We start from the raw sequence: 23,456 nt of genomic DNA, 5'->3' as shown, positions 1-23,456 counted from the left end.
CTAATCCTCTTTCTGTGATGAAACATAATTAATTCTCAAACACTTGGCTTTCCTCAGTTCAAGTTGAACTTTCTCCACCTGACTCATCGGTATATTTTTGTCGACCCTAAGTTGCACCACGACATTATTCATTCGTGATCTGATGACCTCCATTTTTTCTCGCAGTTGATCGAGTGTAACAACCATGTCGTTCAATTGCATTTTACCATCCCTGCCGATAAACAGGTAGGCCGTGAGACGTCTGTTATCAAATTTTTCGGAAGTCGTTGCCTCAGGAAGATCATATTGCACTTTTACATCGATTTCCTTCAAAACTGTTGAGACCATAAAAAAGAGAAGCAAAATAAAAATAATATCAGGCATTGACGCCAGCGGGATACCGGGTTCTGATTTCTTTCTTTTAAGTTTGCCCGCAAAATTAATCATTTCTTTTTTAATTCCGCTACAGTGATGTAAACAGGCACAATTTTAGCAACTGTGTTTTTTTCTTCCTCGGATAAATTCTTAAAAGACTTGCCGAATTTCTCTTTAGCTGTCTCTTCCTGCACATTTTTATATGCCCGCTTCACATTATCAAGGACAACAATATATTTTTGATATAGAGTTTTATTACTGTAGCGTATTAATGAAACAGGTTTTGCATCATCAGGGATCTCACGACTCTGCCTTACACGGTCAAGTATACTCGCATATAAACCATTACTTGAAACAGGTTCGCCATTCAGAAAAACAGAGTCCTTTAGTATATTTATTTCGATTACACGACTTTTTTCTACTTGAGCAGGTGACTCTTCCGGCTTATATTCCGGCAAAGAGAGGGAAATACCAGTATCTATATCTATGGTGGCAGCTACGATAAAAAATATAAGGAGGAGAAAGGCAATATCAGACATGGATGCAAGCGGGACAACAGGGAGTGTCCTCTTTCTGCGTCTGATAAGACTCATTTTTTTGCTGTGTTTTGTTTCAGTGAATAGAGACTGTCGATCAGTTGAACCGAACTCTCTTCCATGTCAGAAACAAGAGAATCAATTCTCGAGATAAAATAGTTGTAAAAAACCTGAAGTATCATTGCGACCACCAGACCAAAAAGTGTGGTTATCAAAGCTTTAGCTATACCCCCGGCAACAATTGCAGGAGAAATCTGGTTAGCCTCCTTGATCGCCTCAAACGCCTCTATCATACCCTGCACGGTACCTGTAAAACCAAGCATAGGTGCGAGGGCAATAAAAAGCGAAATCCAAACCAGACCTTTTTCAAGAAACCCCGTTTCGATTCCTCCATAGGTCATTATGGCCTTTTCAACTGAATCAAGTCCCTCATCGAATCTTTGAAGACCGGCATGAAGCACGGCAGAAACAGAACCGGGATTCTTCTCGCAGATTAACTTTGCTTCCTCAATTCCCTTGCTCTCTATGGTTTTCTTTACCTGATCAACGAATGTTTTGGTATTAATTTTCGCTTTTCGCAGAGTATAAAGCCGTTCAAAACTAAATACAAGACCCAAAATAAAAACAATCAATATGGGGTGCATAAAATCACCACCGTCAATATACATCGAAGTTAAGGAATTCATCCGGCTCTCGTGATTTATTTTTGTGGATTGAAGTTTACCGGAAACCGGTAAGGCAACTTTATGATATTTCCTGAAACGAAATTGAAGTTACGAAAAACAGAGAGGAGCAGGTTACCTACTTCTTCAGGTTTTATCAAGGTATCAAAATTAGTCTCCGTCATCCAGCTTCTGTTCGCAGGGGTATCGATAATGAAAGGAGCTATCCCGTTTACGCTTAGGTTTATCGCTCGCCCTTCTTCAGATCCCGTCTCAACGAGGTGCGAAAGGGCACTTTTGGAAGCGCCATAAACGGATTTTCCGGCTTCACCGGCGAAAGCAGTATACGCGGAAGTGAAAATCGCAGATCCCCCGGCACATTTCGCAACTTTCTGCTTGAACTCGCGCAAAATATTAAAATTTGATGTGAAATTCATGGAAAACATTTTTTGGAGGTCCTGATCGGTGGTTTCTTCAATCATTTTACTACCAACAAACCCTCCAACTGTACTAAACAAGAAAAGAAGCTTGTCCTCTGATGGATCCACAAATTCGAACGCTTTTTTCACATTCGCTGAATCAGATAAATCACCGGTCACAACTTTTGTCACAGCAGGTAATTCATCTTCAGGCATGTGCATATCGAAAAAATAGAGATGGTCAAATTCACCCTTAAGGAGTGTTTTGACGACTCCCCCGCCGAGTGCACCTGAACTGCCGAAGATCAAAGCTTCTTTTCTCATTGTTAATACCTACAAATTAGGACTTGATTCGTCTTTCTCGCTTGACCCCGTAAGTTTCACCTTACCATCTTTGATATGTTTGTATAGCATATCATTTTCGATGATATAATGGAACCGCTGAGTGAATTCATCGAGTGAAATACCACATGTTGCTGCAAATTTTGCAAGCTCATGCGGATCATCGAAATCGGAATTTGTCAATCGCAACATGTATCGTCTCGCGATGAGGAACGATTCATTTGACGGGTCAACCATCCTGATTTTTGTCTTTTTGGTTTTTGGATCAAGTATGTCTTTGAAGAACAACGGTACGAATTTACCGCCCTGAATCGATACCATTGCCGCATTTCCACCATTTAAAATAAACTGAGCTGCGGAATATCCGAGATCGCGGGTGTATTCCATATCGAAAGGTATCGGATCGGCACACCGTAATTCGTAGCCAATGTTTTTGGCAACTACAGTCACTTTATGACCGAATTCTTTGAGTCGTTCCTGAACTTTTGATTTAAGGATTTCACCAAGATTTACCTCTGCAATTCTAAGGTTGTCATGAGCATCTCTTTCCACTTCACCAAGTGCAATCAGGTCATTAGGATCCAAATGTTCCACAAGACCCTCAGCGAGGATGGCCACACCGTCCATTTTTCCATAGCTGATTCTCTTGATTATGGCACCGACAAGAAGGTCGATAACATGATCAAGTTTGATCGTTGTGGATGGAAATTCTTCAGGTATGAGGGTAAGGGTTGCACCGGCTGCTTTTCCTATTCCGAGAGCCAGGTGGCCTGCCTTTCTTCCCATGGTAACAACAAAGTACCATCTGGAAGTGGTCTGTGCATCCACCATTAGGTTTTTGACTATCTCAACTCCAATATGGCGAGCTGTCTGAAAACCAAAGGTTGGAATTCCATGAGGGAGGTCAAGGTCGTTGTCTATTGTTTTAGGGACATGCACAACTCTGATTCTTCCGGCTGCCATTTCTTCAACTTTCATCGCAGAATAGGCTGTGTCATCACCACCAATAGTGATCAGTTTATCTACATTTAACCGGAGGAGAGAAGTTACAGTATTTTCAAGATGTTTTTTATTTTTGGTCGGATTAGCTCTCGATATACCAATAAAAGATCCGCCTCTAAAGTGTATCCTGCTCACATCATCGATTGAAAGTGGCTGGCAATGCCCTATCTCACCATCCATAATCCACTGAAAACCGTCCTTGATTCCAATTACATCTATTCCTTCAACTGCGGCTCTAATGGTCGCACTGCTTATCACACTGTTGATTCCCGGAGCCGGTCCGCCTCCAACCAGTATGGCTAATTTTTTAGGAGCTATCATTCTTGTGTCCTTGTGTTGGTTAGAACTTCTATTTGTTTAAGATGATCTTGATCGTATCGTAGTATCCGGCTTGCCTGATTCTAACTAAATATACACCGCTTGACATTTGGGTGGTTCCGATGCTTATTTGGTTATAACCTGTTTTAACATTCTCAACACTTTTTGAAAATACGATCTCTCCCAATGTGTTGAACAATGAGATTTCCACAGGAGTTTCGTCACTGAGGACAAAAGACAATTTAAACTCACCATTGAAGGGATTCGGGTAACTCCTTACCTCGAATGAATTAATGGACTTTTTTTTTAAGTCGGATCCATCGGATTCTACTGAATTTACCACCGATGGCGACAACCGCCTGTTCAGTGATATCATTACTGCATCGGCACTCAGAAGTTCGCCCGTTGAGAGGCCGCTATTCGAGAGAGTTACACAGTTTCTCTCTCCTGCTTTAAGAAAGTAATCACCCAGTTTATTCCATCTGCGGACATTAACATCATTTTGGTTTAGTCGCACGCTAACAGGATTTCCTGATGAGTCAGTAACTGAATACCATGCAGAATCGGTTCTGTTAACCGATGTCACATTGTAGGCATAAATTTCATAGAACCCGTCTGCAGGTACATTAAAAAAGTACTTTACTGAAGCCGGGGCGGTATTATCAGTATAAATGGAAGGACCGTTATAGCCGAATACATTGCTCGAAGTCCAGGTACCGGAACGAACGGCTTTACTCTGGTCACTAATCTCAATTATTTGATAAAGAGATCTCCACGATGCAGTTGAATGTGGCGGATAATTTGGGGACTGATACAGATTTTGCCTGATATACGGGAAAACAGAGCCGAGGTCGGTAAAATACCAGATTGCATTCCCTTTGAATCCCTTGGTCCGGGTGACATTTACAAAATTTGTAATTTCCTGATTTGAAATTGTATTTCCGTTTGGAGAAATTGCGAAGGCCGGATAAACGTTGTTAATATCGGGCACAATCTGAGTTATGTAGTTCAAAATAGAGGAAAAAGAAGTGGATGTCCCAACATAGGACTGCACCTGAACATTATCCACAGACCCGTCGGAAAGCCATCCTATCCAGTCCTGACAAAATGTATTATACGATGTATAGCTTCCTGAGGCATAGAGGGACGGGGCATTTGAAATATTGATGTGCGGGTTTATTGCTTTAATCGAATCTCGTGTCCGCAACATGAACTGATTCAGATTATTTGCCCTCCATCGTATCCAGGATGTGTCAGAAACGGTGGTTGGTGGCGGATTTCCATTATTTTGAGCTCTGTACAAGCTGTCTGTATAAGGATCATAACCATAAGAAAGACTTGAATATCTAATTCGGTCAAGCTCGATTCCGTCAACATCATAATTTCGAGCAATTTCGGTACACATGGCAATCAGAAAATTTTGCACTTCTGGTTTGGTGTGAATCATCCAGTAAAAGTTGGAACCGTCAACTTCCCCGCCGTCATTTCTGCGGGCTACCCAGTCAGGGTGATTCTGGAATATTGGTCCTTTCACGCCGGGAGGCTGATTACCTGTCCAACCACCAACAAATCCATATTCAAACCAGGCTTCGATGTGAAGTCCTCTTTTATGTCCTTCAACGATGGCTTCAGCCAGGATGTCTCTTCCCTGGTAAGTCGGGTCGATGTACACTCCTGTTTCCCTAAAAAAAACATCACTTTTCCATAGGGGATATCCCCTGCTCCAAACATTTACAAAGACAGTATTAAAATTATTAGCAGCAAGACTGTCCATAGCTTTCGCCAGGACTTCCTTGCTGGATAAACTGTTTCTTGCAAGCCATGTCCCTCTGAATTCCTGAGCACTTAGATTGATCAGGGTCAGGATGAAAAAAAGAGAGATGAATAGAGATTTTTGTTTCAATTCTGAACCTTCAATTTTGCGAACTTCAACATGAGTTGCTTCATGTTATTGCCATCGAATACAACTGTCACTTTTTGGTTTTCACCCGTTCCGATGACTGAAATCACCTTGCCCAGACCGAACTGCTCATGAAAGACTCTGCTTCCCTGTTTGATAAGAGATTTTTGATGTTCCCAATCCACATAACCGATTGATTGGAATTTCTGGATAATTTTCTCTTTTTTGGTCTTTCTGCCTTTACGGTTCTGACTTGCATCTTCTTCTTTTAGAAGTGTGGTTGCTATTTCGTTAATAAACATCGATCTGTTTTCGTAGGCAACTTCGCCAAATCTGTACCGTGCTCTTGCATGTGACAAGTAAACTTTGGTTTTGGCTCTTGTAACAGCAACATAGAACAACCTGCGTTCTTCTTCGACAGTTGCCTCAGGTGAAAATTTCGTTGATAACGGGAAAAGTTGCTCCTCGAGACCTGACACAAAAACCACAGGAAATTCCATTCCCTTTGAACTGTGAACGGTCATAAGTCTGATTGCGTTCTCAGATTCATCGATACCGTCGAGATCAGTCATCAGGTTAACAATTCTTAAATATTCCTCGATTGATGATTCAGGATACTTCTTGGAAAATTCTGAGATCGAGAGAAGAAATTCATTCAGGTTGTCGATTTTGTCGAGAGATTCATGCGTGGTCTCTTCATTGAACAGTCTCTGAAGTTCCAGTTCTGCAACGAGTGCGTGGGTCAGTTCACCGACCGATAATTTATCTCTAAGAACGATATACTTGTCGAGCAGAATCTTGAAGTTTTTCACATTCTTCTGGATTCTCTCTTTTATGTCAATCACCTCGAACACTCTGCCCATGGTTTCAAAGAGTGTTACTTCATGTTTTTTGGAAAAGGTAATCATTCTTTTTATGGTGGTCATGCCGATTCCGCGCTGCGGAAAATTCATGATCCTGAGAAGACTTTCCTCGTCTTTAGGATTGATAATCACTTTCAGATAGGCAATGAGGTCTTTAATTTCTCTTCTTTTATAGTACTCTATGCCGCCATAAATTTTAAAGGGAATACCTTCTTCTACAAACACATCTTCAAAAGCACGGCACTGGTTGTTGGTTCTGTAAAGGATCGCAAAATCACAGTAGGAATATTTGTTATCAGCTATCTCGTCTTTTATAAATTTCGCAAGCTGGTATGCTTCATCCTTCTCATCAGAGCACTTTATGAGGGAGAGATGCTCCCCTTCCTCAAGTTCGGTATATAACTTTTTGGAGATGTAGCTCTCATTTTTGGAAATTATCTCTTCACCGGCTCTCAGTATCTGCTCTGTAAAACGATAGGTCTTTTCCAGTGGAAAAACTTTTGTCCGTGTGAAATCTTCCTTAAAACTGTGGATATTCGACGGTTTGGCACCTCTCCAACTGTAAATACTCTGAGAATCGTCACCGATCGCGCATATTTTACCGGCTTTCGAACAGAGTATTTTTATAATTTCATACTGTGCGGTGTTGGTTTCCTGAAACTCATCGAATATAAAATAATCAAATTTCTTCTTGTACTTGTTGTAGGCTTTTTTGTTATTCAGCAACAATTCCAGAGGCTTGAGGGTCAGGTCTTCAAGGTCCATCGCATCGTTCTCAAGAATTTTTCGCTGGTATTCCTGATACACTCTGATAAATTTGTCTTCAACTGATGATCTATCCTCTTTTTTAAGGAGGTCAGCTGGAAACGTCATCACATTCTTAAGGTAGCTGATCTTTCTGGTTACATCGCGAGGATTGAGAGCCTCACTGTTTATGTTGAAATCATCAATGATATTTGTAACCAGCGATTCAGAATCTTCAGTGTCGTAAATTGAAAAACTTGTGGAGTAACCGATTTGTTTTGCTTCAACTCGCAGAATCTTTGCCATCACAGACTGGAAAGTGCCAACCCAGGGAAATTCAAAGTCTTTTTTACCAAGAAGTTCTCTGACTTTGTTCTTTAAATCTGTTGCTGCTTTGTTTGTAAAGGTAACGCAAAGAATAGTCTCAGGATCAACTCCCTGATCCAGAAGATAAGCTAATTTGTATGTTACGACCTTTGTTTTTCCGGTTCCGGGTCCTGCTATTACAACATGTGGACCACTATTATATTCTACGATTGCTTTTTGTTGCGCGTTGAGAGTATCAAGTAAAGCCATACCACCTTTTGATTTTTTTGAGTTACAAATATACGAATTTATTCGCTCTTTTTGAAAGGTAAAGGGTATGACCGACGAGGGGTAAAATGAGGGTGGGTAAATTAATAAAGAGGCTGCCGTGATTGAGCAGCCTCTTGGAATATTTTGAATTAGAGGAAGTTAGACAGAAAACTGTTGACTAAACTTCTTTAAACTCTGCATCCTCAACATTTTTTTCTTTACCACCGGTCTCTCCGCCTGGTTGCTGAGCTCCCTGGTTGAAGTTGGCTCCCATATTCGGATCGGCAGGGCCTTGCTGGGCATAAAGAGTTTGAGAGATTTCTGTCCATGTTTTTTGGAACTGATCGAGAGCAGATTTTATTTGCTCTGTATTATCCGTTTTCACTGCATCCTCAAGTCTTGAAATTTCAGATTCAAGTTTGCTTTTCTGATCAGGAGTAATCTTGTCTTTCAGTTCATCCATCTGTTTTTTTGTCTGGAAGATCATGTTTTCAGCAAGATTCTTAGCTTCGATCAATTCTTTTTTCTTTTTGTCTTCAGCAGCATGTTCCTGAGCACTCTTTTTCATCTTCTCGATATCATCCTGACTCAAGCCACCGGATCCGGTTATCTTAATCGATTGCTCTTTTCCGGTGCCTTTGTCTTTTGCCGAGACATGCAGAATTCCGTTGGCATCGATATCGAAACTTACTTCGATCTGAGGCACTCCTCTTGGAGCCGGTGGAATACCATCGAGGTTGAACCTTCCCAGAGATCTGTTATCAGACGCCATGGGACGCTCGCCCTGCAGCACATGAATCTCAACTGATGGCTGGCTGTCTGATGCAGTCGAGAACACTTCAGTCTTTTTGGTTGGGATAGTGGTGTTTGCCTGAATCATGGTTGTCATCACACCGCCCAAAGTCTCGATACCGAGTGAAAGTGGAGTAACATCGAGGAGCAACACATCTTTTACATCGCCGCTTAAAACACCACCTTGAATTGATGCGCCAATTGCCACCACTTCATCAGGGTTTACACCTTTGTGAGGTTCTTTACCAAAAAGCGCTTTTACCATCTCCTGTACTGCAGGAACACGGGTAGAACCACCCACAAGTATAACTTCGTCTATCTCACTTTTCGAGACTCCGGCATCCTTAATCGCCTGCTCACATGGTAACTTTGTGCGGTCGATCAGGTCACCAACGAGACTCTCAAACTTAGCTCTTGTGATAGTATGAACAAGGTGTTTTGGACCATCCTGAGTTGCGGTGATAAATGGAAGGTTAACATCCGTGGAAACAGAAGATGACAATTCAATCTTTGCTTTTTCAGCAGCTTCTTTCAGTCTCTGTAAAGCCATCGGATCGTTTCTAAGGTCGATGCCCTCTTCTTTTTTGAATTCATCAGCGAGATAGTCGATCAATCTCTGATCGAAATCATCTCCACCGAGGTGCGTATCGCCATTGGTTGATTTCACTTCAAAAACACCGTCACCGATGGTGAGGATTGAGATATCAAATGTACCACCTCCAAGATCGTACACAGCTACAGTCTCTTCTTTCCCTTTTTTATCGAGACCGTATGCAAGAGCTGCGGCAGTAGGTTCATTGATTATTCTGCGTACTTTCAAACCGGCTATTTCCCCGGCATCTTTTGTTGCCTGTCTCTGTGCATCATTGAAGTAAGCAGGTACAGTGATTACTGCTTCAGTAACTTCCTGACCCAGGTAATCTTCAGCGGTTTTCTTCATCTTCTGAAGAATCATTGCACTTATTTCCTGAGGTGAATACTGTTTGTCATCGATATTCACTCTGGCTGTTCTGTCATCACCGGGCACAATCTGATATGGCACTTTATGTGACTCGTCTGTTACTTCATCAACTCTTCTTCCCATGAATCTCTTGATTGAGAAGATTGTTTTCTTCGGGTTGGTTATTGCTTGTCTTTTAGCTGCCTGGCCGACAAGTCTGTCGCCGGTTTTAGAAAAAGCCACAACAGATGGTGTGGTTCTTGTTCCTTCTGCATTTGGGATTACTACAGGCTCATTGCCTTCCATAACCGAAACGCAGGAATTTGTGGTACCTAAATCAATTCCTATGATTTTTCCCATTTTTAGTCTCCTTTTCGTAAATTGTTTTTCAAATCTGATTTTTTTCTAATTGACTATACACTGCAAAAAGCGTACCAAACTGTTTTTCAGCTCAAAAACCAGCTTTTTGTAAATAAAAAATATTACATTGTCATAAAGTATGTCGTTTTATATGACACAATGTCACACAAAGGATTTTATATGTTCGCTATTGAAGAGTTTGATATCAAACTTGAAACTGATTTTATTGGACGAAATTTCATCTATCTGGACGAAACGGAATCAACTAACAGGTTTGTGCTGAACAGTGCAAATAATGTAAAACAGGATGGTTCTGTTGTTTTAGCTGAATTTCAAACTGCCGGCAGAGGAAGACTTGACAGGAAATGGGTCTCGAGCCGGGAACAAAACCTGACATTCACCATTTTGGTTGATCTTAAGGAGAGATCCATCAAACACCCGCAGTTGTTGAACTTTGTCGCTTCTCTTGTTGTCGCGCGCTCGATTGAAAACCTCCACCTCATCAAAACGAATTTAAAATGGCCCAACGATGTACTCGTTGGAAGCAAAAAGGTTGCCGGTATACTTTGTGAATCGGTCTCCCAAGGCAGCAGGATCAGCAAAGTGGCGGTTGGAATTGGTATTAATGTCAACCAGGCTAATTTTGCCTCAGGATATCTGACCGAGCCTACATCTGTGAGAATGGAACTCAAGCAACCAGTCTCACGCGAACGACTTCTTGCAGAAATACTCAACAATTTTGAGTACACACTTGCCAGGTTGGAAGAGGAACCAAATCAGATAGTTGCGGAATGGAAACAATTCTGTAAAATGCTTGGTGACAAAGTGACGGTAAAAGCCGGTGAGGAAGAGTTCACGGGGCTCTTTACCGATGTGAGCGAAGAAGGACATATAATTCTGATCGATAATTACGACGACAAAAAAACTATCACTTTTGGTGATGTCTCTGCCATATGAAAGTTATAACTGTTGATATCGGCAATACAAGAATCAAAACCGGTGAGTTTTATAACTCAGAACTGATCAGAACCATGATCATCAATGATCCGTTGGAGATAAAACCTCTGATTTACGGCAGTAAAATTGATGTTGTGGTTTCCTCCGTAGTGCCAAAAAATACTTCATTGATGGAGAGTATCCTTAAAAATCAACCCAACACCGACATTTATCTGATCGATCATAATCTTGATTTTGGATTTACTATCTCCTATTCACCTGTCCATTCACTTGGAGTCGACAGACTTTGCTCGGTTTCCGGGGCAAAACATCTATTGGAGATTGATAACGCACTGATGGATTATGATTATGTAATTACTTTCGATTTGGGCACTGCCACTACGGTTAATGTATTACAGGTTGGCAAAGTACCCTCTTTCACCGGAGGGATGATAGCCCCCGGATTGAGAATAATGAACGCTGCACTTCATCAGTACACCGCAAAGTTGCCGTTGGTTGATAATTTGAATCTTGGCAGTTTTCTCGGCAACAATACAGAGAATTCGATTCGTTCCGGTCTGATCAATTCGACAATTGGACTGGCTGAAAGAGTCTATAGTCACTTCTATGCGTTATCAGCCGACATCAAAATTTTCGTGACCGGCGGATATGCCGATGTATTAATGCCACATCTGCAAATTCCTTTTCAATACGAAGAATTCCTTAATTTAATCGGAATTTATTCAATCTATTACAGAAACAGAAAGTAGTGTTTTGATAAATTGGCGCTTTTTCTTACATTTACGGTCTGAATAATTGAAATTTGCACCCGTAGCTCAATTGGATAGAGCGTTTGACTACGGATCAAAAGGTTGAGGGTTCGATTCCTTCCGGGTGTACTTCGAAGTCCGTTTCTCCAAACGGACTTTTTTTATTTCCCCTTTTTATTCGTAAATTTTAACCGTTGTTTCTTAATTTTTCAAAAATTTAAAACGCTTTATGATTTTCACCGAAGATGATTACAGGTTTATGTATGCTGCACTTCAGGAAGCTTCACTCGCCCTCGAGCAGGAAGAGGTACCGGTTGGCTGTGTGGTTGTACACGACAACCGTATCATCGGCAGAGGTTACAATCAGAACATAAAGTTGAATGATCCTACTGCTCATGCAGAAATGATCGCTATTACTGCTGCGTCAAATTATCTTCACTCATCCAGATTGAATGAATGTACACTTTATTGCACGCTGGAGCCATGTTTAATGTGCACCGGTGCGATCATTCATTCCAGAATAAAAAAACTGATTTTTGCGGCATTTGATCCAAAAGCCGGTTGCTGTGGTTCAATATGCAATCATGCTGGGGATGGCAGGTTCAATCATAAAGTGGATATTTATTCCGGATTGATGGAGTCGGAGAGTATGTTTTTGCTCAAGAACTTTTTTGAAAAGTTAAGAAATTAATATTTATTTAGTAGTTTTGCTTTGTATTAATTTTAGTCTTTTAACAGAGATACAACAAGGAAGATCATGTATTTAATTCTATTCGGTGCTCCTGGTGCGGGAAAAGGAACGCAAGCCAAAATAATAAGTGATAAATATGGCTTCGAACACATCTCGACCGGCGACATTTTAAGAGAATCTGTTAGAAAAGGAACTCCTTTGGGAAAAAAGGCTCACGAGATTATGTCGAGTGGACAACTCCTCCCCGATGATATCATGATTGGTATCATAAGGGAAAAGTTATCTGAACCGCAGCTTCGTGATGGCTTTATTCTTGACGGTTTTCCAAGAACAGTTTCACAAGCTGAAGCACTGGATAAACTGTTCGGTGAGCTCAATTTCGGTGTTGGTGCTGTACTTGTTTTTCAGGTGGACGAGGAAGCCCTCGTCGAAAGACTGGCGAGAAGGCGGGCCTGCAAAAATTGTAATAATATTTTCAGCAATAATGAAATTGCCAATCTGACCGAGTGTCCGAAATGTGGGGCAAAATACTCATTTTTTCAAAGACCCGATGACGATGAATCGGTTATAAGAAAACGACTTAAAATATTTAATGACACGACTTTACCTGTTGTCAAATATTATGACGGTTTAACTGATCTTCACTACATCAACGGTCTGCAACCCATCAATGTTGTCAGTAAACTGATTTCAGATATTGTGGATGAGTTAAAACAACGGGTTTAACCTGCAGAGTTACTACCACAAAAAAATGGCAAAAATCTAATTTTTTATTTTTACTTTGGTAATTTTGCCAGCGTCAAGTTTGTAAATAGCCCCTGATGTATCAATGATGTCATAATTGTGTGTAGCCAACAGAATGGCTGTACCTTTTCTGTTGATATCCTGAAATATTTTGATTATTTCGGATGAGGTCTCAGGATCCAGATTCCCTGTCGGCTCATCTGCGATAACCAATAAAGGCTCGTTCACTATAGCTCTCCCTATTGCGGTTCTCTGCTGTTCCCCTCCTGACAGACTTTTGGGAAAAGCATTTTTCAAGTGCAATATTCCCAGATCACTGAGCACTGATTCCACTCTCCCACGAATCTTTTTTTGAGGATAATTATTTATCTCAAGGATATAGGAAAGATTTCCAAAAACAGTTCTGTCAGAAAGCAGTTTGAAATCCTGAAAGACAATTCCGAGTTTCTGCCTGAGTTTTGGAATGCTTTTTTGGTCAGCTTTTGATGAAGTGAATCCCGCGATTTCTATACTCCCCTTTTGAGGCAAAATATTGAAATAACAAAGTTGCATGAGGGTCGATTTCCCACATCCGCTCTTTCCGACAAGATAAGCAAAAGCACCCTGGGCGAGAGAAAAATCGCAGTCATCCAGGATTTTATGATTTCCATATGCAAATTCAACGCCTTTAAACTCCAGTATCATCCATACTCCTTGTCACATATTGTATTCTAAATGTCTTCTGATTAACTCCCTTTAGGGTGAAGGCTTCAAATTTCTTCATTATCGTAAAATTGCACTCTTTGAGCAATTCATCTATCATTTCAGTGGAATAAATGTATTCGTAGTTATCTTCTTCAATCTTAGTGTTGTCAGGAAGATTAATGACAAAGGAATTTTTGTGAATCTTTCTCACAGGATCGTAATTGGAAGCCTGCTGATAGACTAGATTACCCTGTTTCCTTTTTTTACTGTAAGAACCCACATATGCATATGAATTTTGTTCAGTCACAATATCGAACAACAAGTAGCCGCCTGAGACCAGCACCCTTTTGACTTCGTTAAAGAATTTAATTAAAGACTCTCGAGTAGAAAGGTGGTTAACACTGTCGAAACAAGATATCACCAGATCAAATTTTTGTTTGAACGGTATTTCAGTCATATCGATACACATTTTTACCGCATCCGCAGGTGCCTGATCTATCATTCTGAAGGATCTATCACTCAATATCGTAAGTTTGGAAGAGAGTTTCATTGCGGGCAGCATCCTGCCTGTTCCTGAAGCCAGTTCGAGTACAAAATCAGTTTTTATTTGATACTTTGCAATCAACTCATTCAGGTAATCAGCCCAACCGGAATAGTTTACATGCCTAACGAGATCGTTGTAAATCGTGGAAATGTTTGAATAGGAATCACTTCCCATAGATGAAACGACGGTTCGTGGATATTCTGTGCCCCCAATCGATAGCCTCAATCATGGAACTGAAATCAGCTTTATTTTGCCATGCAATATCGTGTGCAGTGCCGTGGTCGGGCGATGTTCTTATGATGTTTAATCCGGCAGTAAAATTGACACCTGATCCTGCAGTAAGCAGTTTAAAAGGAATAAGTCCCTGATCGTGGTACAGCGCGACAAACATATCAAAATTCAGATATTGTTTTCGTGCAAAAAATGCATCAGCCGGAAATGGCCCCTCCACAGTGCCTGAAAACTCCTTTAAAAGAGGAATAATTGTGTCGTTCTCTTCACTCCCTAAAAGCCCGTTTTCTCCGGCATGGGGATTCAAACCAAGGACGGCAATCTTGGGTTGATGGATACTAAAATCGTATCTGAGAGAATTGCTTATCGTATCAAGACACATTCTCAGTTTCTCAGTCGTTAGATCCCGGCTGACTTTTGATAGAGGGATATGAATAGTTGCAAGGGCACATTTTAATTGATTTGACAAAAAAGTCATCACAAAACCGGTCGAATTATCCCACTCCGCCAGCAATTCGGTATGACCCGGAAAATCGACACCCGCCAGACTGAATGCATACTTGGAAATTGGAGCAGTTACAAGAAAAGCTTGATCGTCCTTTGAAACAATCTCGAACGCTTTTTCGAGGGCACGGTATGATGCTTCTCCGGAGGCGGCAGTCGGTTCCCCCTTTCTGAGTTCAAAGGTTCCGATATCGACAATCTCCACATTCCGCTTCTCCGAGAGGTCTATCTTTGTCAGTTCAACTGCCTCTGCAAATACATTGCCGGGAATAACAATTTTATAGTTAATATCCTTTACCTGAAGAAGTTTATCAATCGCTTTCAGAGTAATTTCGGGGCCAATGCCATTGATATCACCACAGGATATTACACCCGTCATTTTCTGAATCATTTTAGCTGTTCATCATATGAAGGAATTCTTTGTTATTCTTGGTTCCTCTCATTTTGTCGAGTATTTCTTCCATTGCCTCGACAGGGGTGAAGTCGCTAAGGAATTTTCTCAGAATATAGATTCTCTGGAGTTCTTCTTCTTTAAGTAGAAGTTCTTCACGACGGGTACCTGAACGGTTAATGTCGATGGCAGGGAAAATTCTTCTGTCGCTAAGATCGCGATTGAGCACAATTTCCATGTTACCGGTGCCCTTAAACTCTTCAAAAATAACATCATCCATTCTTGAACCGGTGTCGATAAGTGCAGTCGCGATGATTGTGAGTGATCCGCCGTCTTCTGTGTTTCTTGCTGCTCCAAAAAATCTCTTTGGCTTGTGGAGTGCATTCGAATCGAGACCACCTGAAAGGATTTTCCCTGAGTGAGGTACTACGAGGTTATGGGCTCTTCCAAGTCTTGTGATTGAGTCAAGAAGGATCACGACATCGTGTTTGGCCTCTACAAGTCTCTTCGCTTTCTCGATAACCATATCAGCTACCTGAACATGTCTTTCAGCGGGTTCATCGAAAGTCGAACTGATAACTTCAGCATTTACACTTCTTTCCATGTCAGTTACTTCCTCAGGACGCTCGTCGATAAGGAGGATGATTAATTTGACTTCAGGATGGTTTCTTGTGATTGAATTTGCTATTTTTTGAAGCAAAACGGTTTTACCGCTTTTTGGAGGAGATACAATCAGACCTCTCTGTCCTTTGCCGATAGGAGTAAGCATGTCCATTATTCTCATGGCATACTCACCCGGAGCTGACTCGAGAACGAGTTTTCTGGTCGGGTATACCGGAATAAGGTTATCGAAAAGAGTTCTTTCCCTTATCTCGATAGGATCCATTCCGTTTACAGCTTCCACACGCAGCAGAGCAAAAAACCTCTCCCCTTCCTTAGGCGGTCTAACCTGTCCGCTGACAAAATCACCTGTTCTGAGAAAGAATTTTTTGATTTGAGATGGTGAAATGTAGATGTCGTCTGGTGAAGGGAGGTAGTTGTATGCTGCTGATCTGAGGAATCCATATCCATCAGGCAGCACTTCAAGAACTCCTTTGGAAAAAGTAAGTCCATCCTTTGCAGTTTGTGCTTCGAGAATCTTAAAAATCAGTTCCTGTTTCCTCAGGTCGGTAAAACCGGTGATTTTAAGCTCTTTGGCAATTTCGTTTAACTCAACGATTTTTTTTGATTTCAGTTCTGAAATATCCATTTGATTACCTTGTTATTAAAACTTTACAAAATGTTACTGTAATATTTTTTTTCAAATACTTTTTTTACTTCGGCGATAAGATACATACTGCCGTAAATTACAAGACATTCTTTATCTGCGGCGCTCAAAAATTTCTTAATAAAAGCCGGGATGTCATCGATTTTCTTGTATTTTATTTCATGTTTCTCTGCAATTTTTACAAACTCCTCCATCTTCACCGCCCTTTCGTTATCCTTCAGTTCAAACAGATAGATTAAATCGAAATGCGGTTTACTCTGAATCAGCATATCTTCCAGATTTTTATCGTTAAGACATGAAAACAACAGATAGCGCTCCCTGAATTTCTTTTCCTCTTTCGAGAATTCCTTCAGGAAATTTTGAATTCCATCAAGATTATGAGCAGAATCGAGAATAATTCTTGGATTATCATGTATCTTCTCGTACCTGCCCTGTATTCCGGTATTTGTCACAACATTTTTGATCCCGGCGAGTATTTTTTTTGAATCACTAAATTTTATTGTTTTGTTCAGGGTCAGAATGGCGAGCGCTGCATTAAGTTGCTGATATGAGCCTTTAAGAGGGGTAACAAAATTGTCGAAAAAAAGCTCACTTGAATAAAACTCGAAGCTGTGTTCCCTCTTGTTAATGTAGTCCTTTAGCTTGTAATATTTGCATCCCTTTTCTTCGGAAATCCTGATCAGGGTTTCCTGAGCCGGTTTTTCCAGAAAACCGAGAAAAACGGGTACCTTTTCTTTAATTATCCCCCCCTTTTCCTCAGCTATTTGTTCCAAACTGTTCCCAAGTATATTGGTGTGCTCGAGGCTGATGGAAGTGATAACAGAAGCCAAAGGTTTTATTACATTTGTCGCATCGAGTCTTCCGCCAAGTCCGGTCTCAATTACTGCATAATCCACTTCCTTGTCGGCAAAATATTTGAAGGCTAGTGCTGTGGTCACTTCAAAAAATGTCAGGTTTGTCTCATAGATAACACTCTCATACTCGGCCATAAATTCAATGACATATTTATCAGGAATTATCTGCCCGTTGATTCTTATCCGTTCATTATACTTTATGAAATGCGGTGATGTATATAACCCGGTTTTGTATCCGGCTTCAGTCAGAATGCTGGCTATAAAAGATGAGGTGCTCCCTTTTCCATTTGACCCCGCTACATGAAAGCACTTTAACTTTCGTTGTGGATTCCCAAGGAGATCGAGAAAATTCATGGTATTCTCCAAGCCCAACTTCACTCCACGATTGTGGAGGTTGAATAGAATCTGGAGATAATGGTCTATGGCAGGGTTAGTTAAACTCATATGATGCAATGATTGTATTAATATTAGTTCTCTTAGTTTTTAGACAAAATTCCTCGAGTGAAGGAATAATCTTTTCGGCAGCATCCGGATTTACAAAATTTATTGTTCCGAGTTGAATCAGTGATGCTCCGGCTATCATAAATTCAACAACATCTTCCCAACCTGTAATACCTCCAATTCCAATGATCGGAATATCGCACTTTCTGCTTATTTCGAGTACCTTTGCAAGTGCTACCGGCTTAATTGCCGGACCTGACAAACCACCGGTGATATTGTACAGTTTTGGCTTGCGTGTCCAAATGTCGAATGCTGTTCCAACTAAAGTATTGATCGCAGACACCGCATCAGCACCGTTTTCCTTTGCTATCCTCGCAAACAATCCAATATCGGAATTATTAGGAGATAGTTTGATGATGACAGGTTTCGATGAGACACTTTTGACTTTATCGGTGATCTCGCCAACAAAACCCGGATCGTTCCCAAAAATTAGTCCGCCATCCTTGACATTCGGGCATGAAACATTTATCTCGAAGGCATCTATAGTTTGTTCCTGTGTCAGAATCCGTGCGCATTCAACATATTCCTCAACTGATGAGGCTGCGATATTGCAAATTACACGGGTATCGTACTTTGAAAGAAAAGGAAGTTTCTCGAGGATAAATTCTTCCACGCCAACATTTGCTAGCCCGATTGCGTTAAGCATTCCGGATGCTGTCTCAACTATTCTGTGAGGTGGATTCCCTTTACGCGGTTTTAAACTTATCGATTTTGTTACAATTCCACCGATTTTGTTCAAGTCGGTAAAATTTGAAATTTCATAGCCGTAACCGACAGTCCCTGACGCAAGAAGTACAGGGTTTTTAAAGGTCAAACCGGCAATTTCAACACCAAGATCAGGCGTTTTCATAGCACTACATCTTTCACATTGAAGACCGGACCGTCCTTACATACCAAGAGGTATTTCGTTTCATCGTGGCTGTTTTCAACGGGACATCCCTGACAAATTCCAAAGCCGCAAGCCATCGCACATTCCGTGGAAATCTCGCCGTTAATATTCTCCCGAAGAAGTAATTGTTGTAAAACCCTCAACATCGGTGTTGGTCCGCAGGCAAAAACTTTCATTTTCTCATCCCTCAATTCATCGAGGTGTGTGGCGAACAAATCGACTACATTTCCCTTGACCCCCATTGAACCATCATCAGTGGCGATTTTCATATTCTCAAGTCCATACGTTACAATATCATTTGTACTTCGGCCCCCCAAGAAAGTCGTCACCTTTTTCCCGGCCAGTCTTTTTGTGAGAAGAGGAAATGGAGCTACACCGATTCCTCCGGCAATGATTATTGCGTGGTCGAAATCTTCATCAATCCCGAATCCTTTTCCCAAAGGTGCAATAACATCAATCAAGTCGCCCTGTTTCTTATCAGAAAGGTTTTTGGTTCCTTCACCATGTACTGTAAACATAAAACAGATGTTATCCTGATCAATATCGCAGATGGAAAAAGGACGGCGTAATAAGGGAAATGAAGAATCGCTGACCTTGATATTTGCGAACTGCCCGGCTTTAAACTCACTGCTTAACCGGGAAGAATTACATTTTAGAAGGAATATGTGATTTTTTAACTGTGCTACAGATGTGACAGAGACTTTAGTAATAATCAAGTTATTTCCCGCAAGAAACTACAGAACGGGTGGAATCGTGAAAAGAATTATTTATTGTAAACAGGGAGAACTTACCGGGGGTAAATTCAAGAACGGATTATTCTGATATCCAAAAATAGTAATAAAATATCAAAACCACATTCGAAATATATAATTTATTGGATGGTTTGGCAAAAATTTAACAGTTTTTTTCAGGAACGGAAATTAAGTTCTTCAATTTTGCTTATTTTATCCAGTCTTTTTTGGTGCCGGTCACCCAGAAATTCAGCCGATAACCAGGTATTTATAATCGATTTAATTGTCTCTTCCCCGAGGGTTTTTGCCCCGAGTGCCAGTATGTTTGCATCGTTATGCTCTCTGGCACTTCTCGCGGAAAATTCATTATAACATGTGGCAGCTCTTATGCCTTTGAACTTGTTCGCAGTGATGCAGGACGGGATTCCGGTTGCATCCACCACGATTCCAAAGTTGAATCCTTTGGTCTTTACTGCAAGCGCAACCTCTTTTGCAAAATCAGGGTAATCACAGGCATCTGCGGAATAAGAGCCTGCATCCTCAACAACAATCCCCTTTTCTTTAAGAAAATTCGAAATGATTTTGCGAAGTGCGAAACCTGTATGATCGCCACCAATAATTACCCGAAGATTATAGACTGGCGCAATGGTCGAACCGGTTGATTTCTGCGACTCGTCGACGATTGCCATCCCCAGAGATTTGATTCTATCGTGAGCCAAGGGAGTAATCACACAATTCCTGCACACAACGAGTTCTTTCTCACCCCGTTTTGCGGCGGCAATTACAAAATCTTCAGTAATAAGTCTTTTCATCAGAGCAATTCTGTTTTGTTATTGTGTTTAAGATAATCGACTATTTGCTTCACTTCCTGTGCCTGATCTCTTCTGCAAACAAGGAGTGAATCCTCTGTATTAATGATTATCAGGTTATCCACCCCTATTACAGAAGTGAATTTATTTGGAGAGTAAATATAGGAATCGTGAGTCATATTGGTAAACACTTCTCCTACTGCAGCATTACCTCTCTCATCTTTTTCACTTAGTTGATAGACTTCTTCCCAACTGCCAACATCACTCCAGTCGAACGAGGCTTTTATCAGAAACACCCTGTGAGATTTTTCCATTATCCCGTAATCAATCGAAATACTTTTGATCTGGCTGTAAGCTTTTTCAAGATGTTCAGCAAACTCATTTGTATAAAGATAATTTGAGAGGTCTCTCATGTGTTTGGCAAGTTCAGGAAGGAAAATATTAATCTCTTCAAGAATCACAGATGCCTTCCAAATAAACATTCCACTGTTCCACATAAAATCACCGGATTTAAGAAATCTGACGGCTGTGGAATAGTTGGGCTTTTCAGCAAATGTTGCCACTTTAAAAACTTCAGGGTTTTTCTCGTTATTCTCAATTTGTATATAGCCGTATCCGGTCTCAGGTCTTGACGGAGGGATTCCCAGGGTGACCAGTCCATGACTGTTGAAAGCATAGTTTGCGGCTTTTAACAGATCTTCTTTGAATTTGGCCGTATTTGTAATCAGATGATCTGCAGGTAAAACAAAACAAACTGCTTCAGGGTCTTTCTTAGCCACTAAAATCGCACTCAATGCCACACAAGCAGCAGTATTTCTGCCATATGGTTCTGCAATTATGTTTTCTCTCGGAATCCATGGAAGCTCTTCCGCGATTGAGTCAGCCTGAACCGTATTTGTTATTACAAGAATATTCTCAGATGGCACCAAACCATCGAGGCGCGTTACCGTTTTCCTTATCAGAGATTCATCATCAAACAAATTGAGGAGCTGTTTAGGTTTTTTTTCACGACTGCGGGGCCAAAATCTGGAACCGACACCACCAGCCATTATAATAGCGTAAATATTCATTTTTGTGATCCTTTGTAAACTTTTAAACTTTCAGTGAACAACTGGTTTCGCAATCTGTATTCTGTAATGTCATGATCGAGTCCGCGAATTTCGGTAACCACCACAATCATCGCTGCTCTGAAATAATCAAGAATATCTTTATTGACAGTCATTTCCTTATTATATATAAGTAAGAGAGCACCGGCAAGATTGCTGTATGCATCGATTAGTTCTTTCAATCCGTGAAGTTTGCAGAATTTTAATCTTTCCTCGAAAATGTCCGAAAATCTAAAAACCTCGCTGCTTCTGAAATCCTCTTTTTTCATTCTTTGCAAAAGTTCTTCCAAATCCTTTAACGGGGCATAAAGGAAATCCCTTTCCTCTTCGATTAACTTTCTCTTCTCTTTTTTTGGAGGATCTTCATAGATTAAAGGCAATTCAGGTTCTAATTTTTTTTCTATTTTCATTGATCTTTTACCTGATGCGGCTTTTTGAACCTTTTGGAATTCCTCTGCTGCCTGGTCAAGTTCAATTTTTAGATTATGGCTCTGTTCTTCCATCTTAAGACTTTTGAGGGTTTCGACCCTGTTAAGAATTTTTTTGAATGAAAGAGTATTTACACTGAGCAGAAGGAAATCGAGATCTGCAACAAGAAACAGACTGTGCTCGAGAAACTTTTCAGAAAACTTTTTATAGTCAATTTTTTCGAAACTCAAATAATTTGTGATATCCTGTAGCCGAATGGAAAGTTTCGAAGTTTCTGTAATCCGCTTAAGTACCTGAATGTCAGCATTCAGATTCTCTCTGCTCGAAATCCATTCTTCAAGACTGTTCAATATCTGAATTTTTTCCGGGTTCAGTCTCAGTTTATTCGAGGCTTCGTTAATCGCACTGATTATGTAATTTTTTACTATGTCCATTTTAGCTTTCGTAAACCCTTGGGACACGCTTTGAGATGCCTGTTGTAATCTCATATGGAATCGTATCCAGTTCTGAGCACCACTTCCAACAGCTTGAATCTGATTTTGGATCGTCTGAGAGAATTACAACTTCCTGACCGATCGGGTATTCGTCATCCTTAAGATCAATCATAATTCTGTCCATTGTTATCGTACCTGCCTGAGAATACTTTTTGCCATTTATTAGACAATAGATCCTGCTACCCAGCGACCTCCTGATTCCATCTGCATAACCAATGGAGATTGATCCGATCCAACTGTCTTTTTTTAGGATATATTTTCTACCATAACTGATGCTCTCCCCGGCAGCAAACCGCTTTACGGTTGAAAGGGAACCGACAATCGACATCACCGGCTTCAAACCAAGGTTTGTTGAGGTTTCCTCATTTTTATAGTAACCATATAAGGCTATCCCTGGTCTGACTGCATCAAAATGTGCCTGTGGGTAGTCGAATATCCCACCTGAGTTCGATGCGTGCACCATTCCTGTCTCTATGCCGGCTGCTTTGAATTTACGAAGCACTGCTTCGAATCTCTCAATCTGCAGACAGGTGAACTTCCTGTCAGGTTCATCGGAGGTAGCAAAATGAGTGTACACACCTTTAATACTTATTATATTAATTGCGGGTAATACCTTTAATAATCGATCAACCTCGTCTGTCTTAAATCCCAGTCTGCCCATTCCGGTGTCTATTTTAATATGTACTCCAAGCCTCTCCTGCAGTCCTGAACTTTTAATATACTCAAGTTGATCGAACGAGGATACCGTAACTTCATAGCGGTATTTCCCAATCGATTTAATCATGGTTAAGTTAAAGGGTTCAAAAACCAGAAACCGGGCTTCCGGGAAGGAAATTGTCAAATCGATGACTTCTTCAACAGTAGCAACGGCATATAACTCCGGAGGATTCTTCAATGTGATGAGTTTTTCAACAATCTTATGGGCTCCGTGTCCGTAAGCGTCTGCCTTCACAACCGCAATTATTTTTGCCGGCTGGACAAGCCCGGAGATGACCATATAATTATGAGCAAGATTTGAAAGATTAATTAAGGCTTTAGTCGGTCTGATTTGCATAAAATAAAAATTATTCCTT

The 23,456-nt window shown here is 40.8% G+C and carries 23 protein-coding genes and 1 tRNA gene; 5 read left to right on the top strand and 19 right to left on the bottom strand.

Features of this window, described 5'->3' with window-relative positions; all coding sequences use genetic code 11:
- From J0L60_08430 to dnaK, 8 genes are all read right to left on the bottom strand, one after another.
- Complete coding sequence (locus J0L60_08430; protein ID MBN8546144.1) at positions 1-426, bottom strand: biopolymer transporter ExbD; 426 nt, start codon at positions 424-426, stop codon at positions 1-3.
- On the bottom strand, positions 423-947 hold the full coding sequence (locus J0L60_08425; GenBank protein ID MBN8546143.1) for a biopolymer transporter ExbD: 525 nt from the start codon (positions 945-947) through the stop codon (positions 423-425). Before J0L60_08425 ends, J0L60_08430 begins: the two co-directional genes overlap by 4 nt.
- Positions 944-1,576 (bottom strand): MotA/TolQ/ExbB proton channel family protein, encoded by a 633-nt coding sequence (locus J0L60_08420; protein MBN8546142.1) that lies wholly within the window; start codon positions 1,574-1,576, stop codon positions 944-946. The genes J0L60_08425 and J0L60_08420 overlap by 4 nt, the downstream gene beginning before the upstream one ends.
- Positions 1,577-1,590: 14 nt before the next feature.
- Positions 1,591-2,295, bottom strand: a complete 705-nt coding sequence (locus tag J0L60_08415) for an SDR family oxidoreductase (protein ID MBN8546141.1) — start codon at positions 2,293-2,295, stop codon at positions 1,591-1,593.
- A 9-nt stretch (positions 2,296-2,304) separates the two neighbouring features.
- Entirely contained in the window at positions 2,305-3,636 is a 1,332-nt protein-coding gene (locus tag J0L60_08410) for a 6-phosphofructokinase (protein MBN8546140.1), read from the bottom strand.
- A 28-nt stretch (positions 3,637-3,664) separates the two neighbouring features.
- Positions 3,665-5,536, bottom strand: a complete 1,872-nt coding sequence (locus J0L60_08405) for a family 10 glycosylhydrolase (protein ID MBN8546139.1) — start codon at positions 5,534-5,536, stop codon at positions 3,665-3,667.
- Complete coding sequence (locus J0L60_08400) at positions 5,533-7,716, bottom strand: UvrD-helicase domain-containing protein (GenBank protein ID MBN8546138.1); 2,184 nt, start codon at positions 7,714-7,716, stop codon at positions 5,533-5,535. Before J0L60_08400 ends, J0L60_08405 begins: the two co-directional genes overlap by 4 nt.
- A gap of 178 nt (positions 7,717-7,894) precedes the next feature.
- Positions 7,895-9,808, bottom strand: coding sequence for a molecular chaperone DnaK (dnaK, locus tag J0L60_08395; protein MBN8546137.1), 1,914 nt, complete (start codon positions 9,806-9,808; stop codon positions 7,895-7,897).
- Between the two features lie 180 nt (positions 9,809-9,988).
- Here dnaK and J0L60_08390 point away from each other — a divergent pair, with 180 nt between their 5' ends.
- The 5 genes from J0L60_08390 (at position 9,989) to J0L60_08370 (ending at position 12,931) form a co-directional block, all read left to right on the top strand.
- Positions 9,989-10,765 (top strand): biotin--[acetyl-CoA-carboxylase] ligase, encoded by a 777-nt coding sequence (locus tag J0L60_08390; GenBank protein MBN8546136.1) that lies wholly within the window; start codon positions 9,989-9,991, stop codon positions 10,763-10,765.
- Positions 10,762-11,514, top strand: coding sequence for a type III pantothenate kinase (locus tag J0L60_08385; GenBank protein ID MBN8546135.1), 753 nt, complete (start codon positions 10,762-10,764; stop codon positions 11,512-11,514). Before J0L60_08390 ends, J0L60_08385 begins: the two co-directional genes overlap by 4 nt.
- A gap of 55 nt (positions 11,515-11,569) precedes the next feature.
- Positions 11,570-11,643: transfer RNA gene (locus J0L60_08380), tRNA-Arg, on the top strand.
- 100 nt (positions 11,644-11,743) lie between these two features.
- Complete coding sequence (gene tadA / locus J0L60_08375; GenBank protein MBN8546134.1) at positions 11,744-12,205, top strand: tRNA adenosine(34) deaminase TadA; 462 nt, start codon at positions 11,744-11,746, stop codon at positions 12,203-12,205.
- A 66-nt stretch (positions 12,206-12,271) separates the two neighbouring features.
- On the top strand, positions 12,272-12,931 hold the full coding sequence (locus J0L60_08370) for an adenylate kinase (protein MBN8546133.1): 660 nt from the start codon (positions 12,272-12,274) through the stop codon (positions 12,929-12,931).
- Positions 12,932-12,967: 36 nt separating this feature from the next.
- On the opposite strand, the gene J0L60_08365 is transcribed toward J0L60_08370, so the two are convergent.
- From J0L60_08365 to alr, 11 genes are all read right to left on the bottom strand, one after another.
- On the bottom strand, positions 12,968-13,633 hold the full coding sequence (locus J0L60_08365; protein ID MBN8546132.1) for an ATP-binding cassette domain-containing protein: 666 nt from the start codon (positions 13,631-13,633) through the stop codon (positions 12,968-12,970).
- Entirely contained in the window at positions 13,617-14,351 is a 735-nt protein-coding gene (locus J0L60_08360; GenBank protein ID MBN8546131.1) for a methyltransferase domain-containing protein, read from the bottom strand. The genes J0L60_08365 and J0L60_08360 overlap by 17 nt, the downstream gene beginning before the upstream one ends.
- Complete coding sequence (pdxA, locus tag J0L60_08355; GenBank protein MBN8546130.1) at positions 14,341-15,303, bottom strand: 4-hydroxythreonine-4-phosphate dehydrogenase PdxA; 963 nt, start codon at positions 15,301-15,303, stop codon at positions 14,341-14,343. The genes J0L60_08360 and pdxA overlap by 11 nt, the downstream gene beginning before the upstream one ends.
- A gap of 1 nt (position 15,304) precedes the next feature.
- Complete coding sequence (gene rho / locus J0L60_08350; GenBank protein ID MBN8546129.1) at positions 15,305-16,552, bottom strand: transcription termination factor Rho; 1,248 nt, start codon at positions 16,550-16,552, stop codon at positions 15,305-15,307.
- A 23-nt stretch (positions 16,553-16,575) separates the two neighbouring features.
- A complete protein-coding gene (locus tag J0L60_08345; protein MBN8546128.1) occupies positions 16,576-17,778 on the bottom strand; it encodes a bifunctional folylpolyglutamate synthase/dihydrofolate synthase in 1,203 nt (400 codons plus the stop codon).
- 76 nt (positions 17,779-17,854) lie between these two features.
- Positions 17,855-18,775 carry a dihydroorotate dehydrogenase gene (locus J0L60_08340; protein ID MBN8546127.1) on the bottom strand — a complete coding sequence of 307 codons (921 nt, stop codon included), beginning with the start codon at positions 18,773-18,775 and terminating at the stop codon, positions 17,855-17,857.
- Positions 18,772-19,530, bottom strand: a complete 759-nt coding sequence (locus J0L60_08335; protein MBN8546126.1) for a dihydroorotate dehydrogenase electron transfer subunit — start codon at positions 19,528-19,530, stop codon at positions 18,772-18,774. The genes J0L60_08340 and J0L60_08335 overlap by 4 nt, the downstream gene beginning before the upstream one ends.
- A gap of 191 nt (positions 19,531-19,721) precedes the next feature.
- Positions 19,722-20,234, bottom strand: a complete 513-nt coding sequence (rpiB, locus tag J0L60_08330; GenBank protein ID MBN8546125.1) for a ribose 5-phosphate isomerase B — start codon at positions 20,232-20,234, stop codon at positions 19,722-19,724.
- A gap of 122 nt (positions 20,235-20,356) precedes the next feature.
- Positions 20,357-21,424: a mannose-1-phosphate guanylyltransferase gene (locus tag J0L60_08325; protein MBN8546124.1), complete on the bottom strand. Its 1,068-nt coding sequence runs from the start codon at positions 21,422-21,424 to the stop codon at positions 20,357-20,359.
- On the bottom strand, positions 21,421-22,323 hold the full coding sequence (locus J0L60_08320; protein ID MBN8546123.1) for a hypothetical protein: 903 nt from the start codon (positions 22,321-22,323) through the stop codon (positions 21,421-21,423). The genes J0L60_08325 and J0L60_08320 overlap by 4 nt, the downstream gene beginning before the upstream one ends.
- A 1-nt stretch (position 22,324) precedes the next feature.
- Positions 22,325-23,437: an alanine racemase gene (alr, locus tag J0L60_08315; GenBank protein ID MBN8546122.1), complete on the bottom strand. Its 1,113-nt coding sequence runs from the start codon at positions 23,435-23,437 to the stop codon at positions 22,325-22,327.
- Positions 23,438-23,456: the final 19 nt, after the last annotated feature.

It is taken from the genome of Ignavibacteria bacterium (assembly GCA_017302895.1).
GTDB lineage: Bacteria > Bacteroidota > Ignavibacteria > Ignavibacteriales > Ignavibacteriaceae > UTCHB3.
The sequence above is the reverse complement of the archived record's forward strand: the minus strand, read 5'-3'. Positions and strand labels throughout refer to the sequence as shown.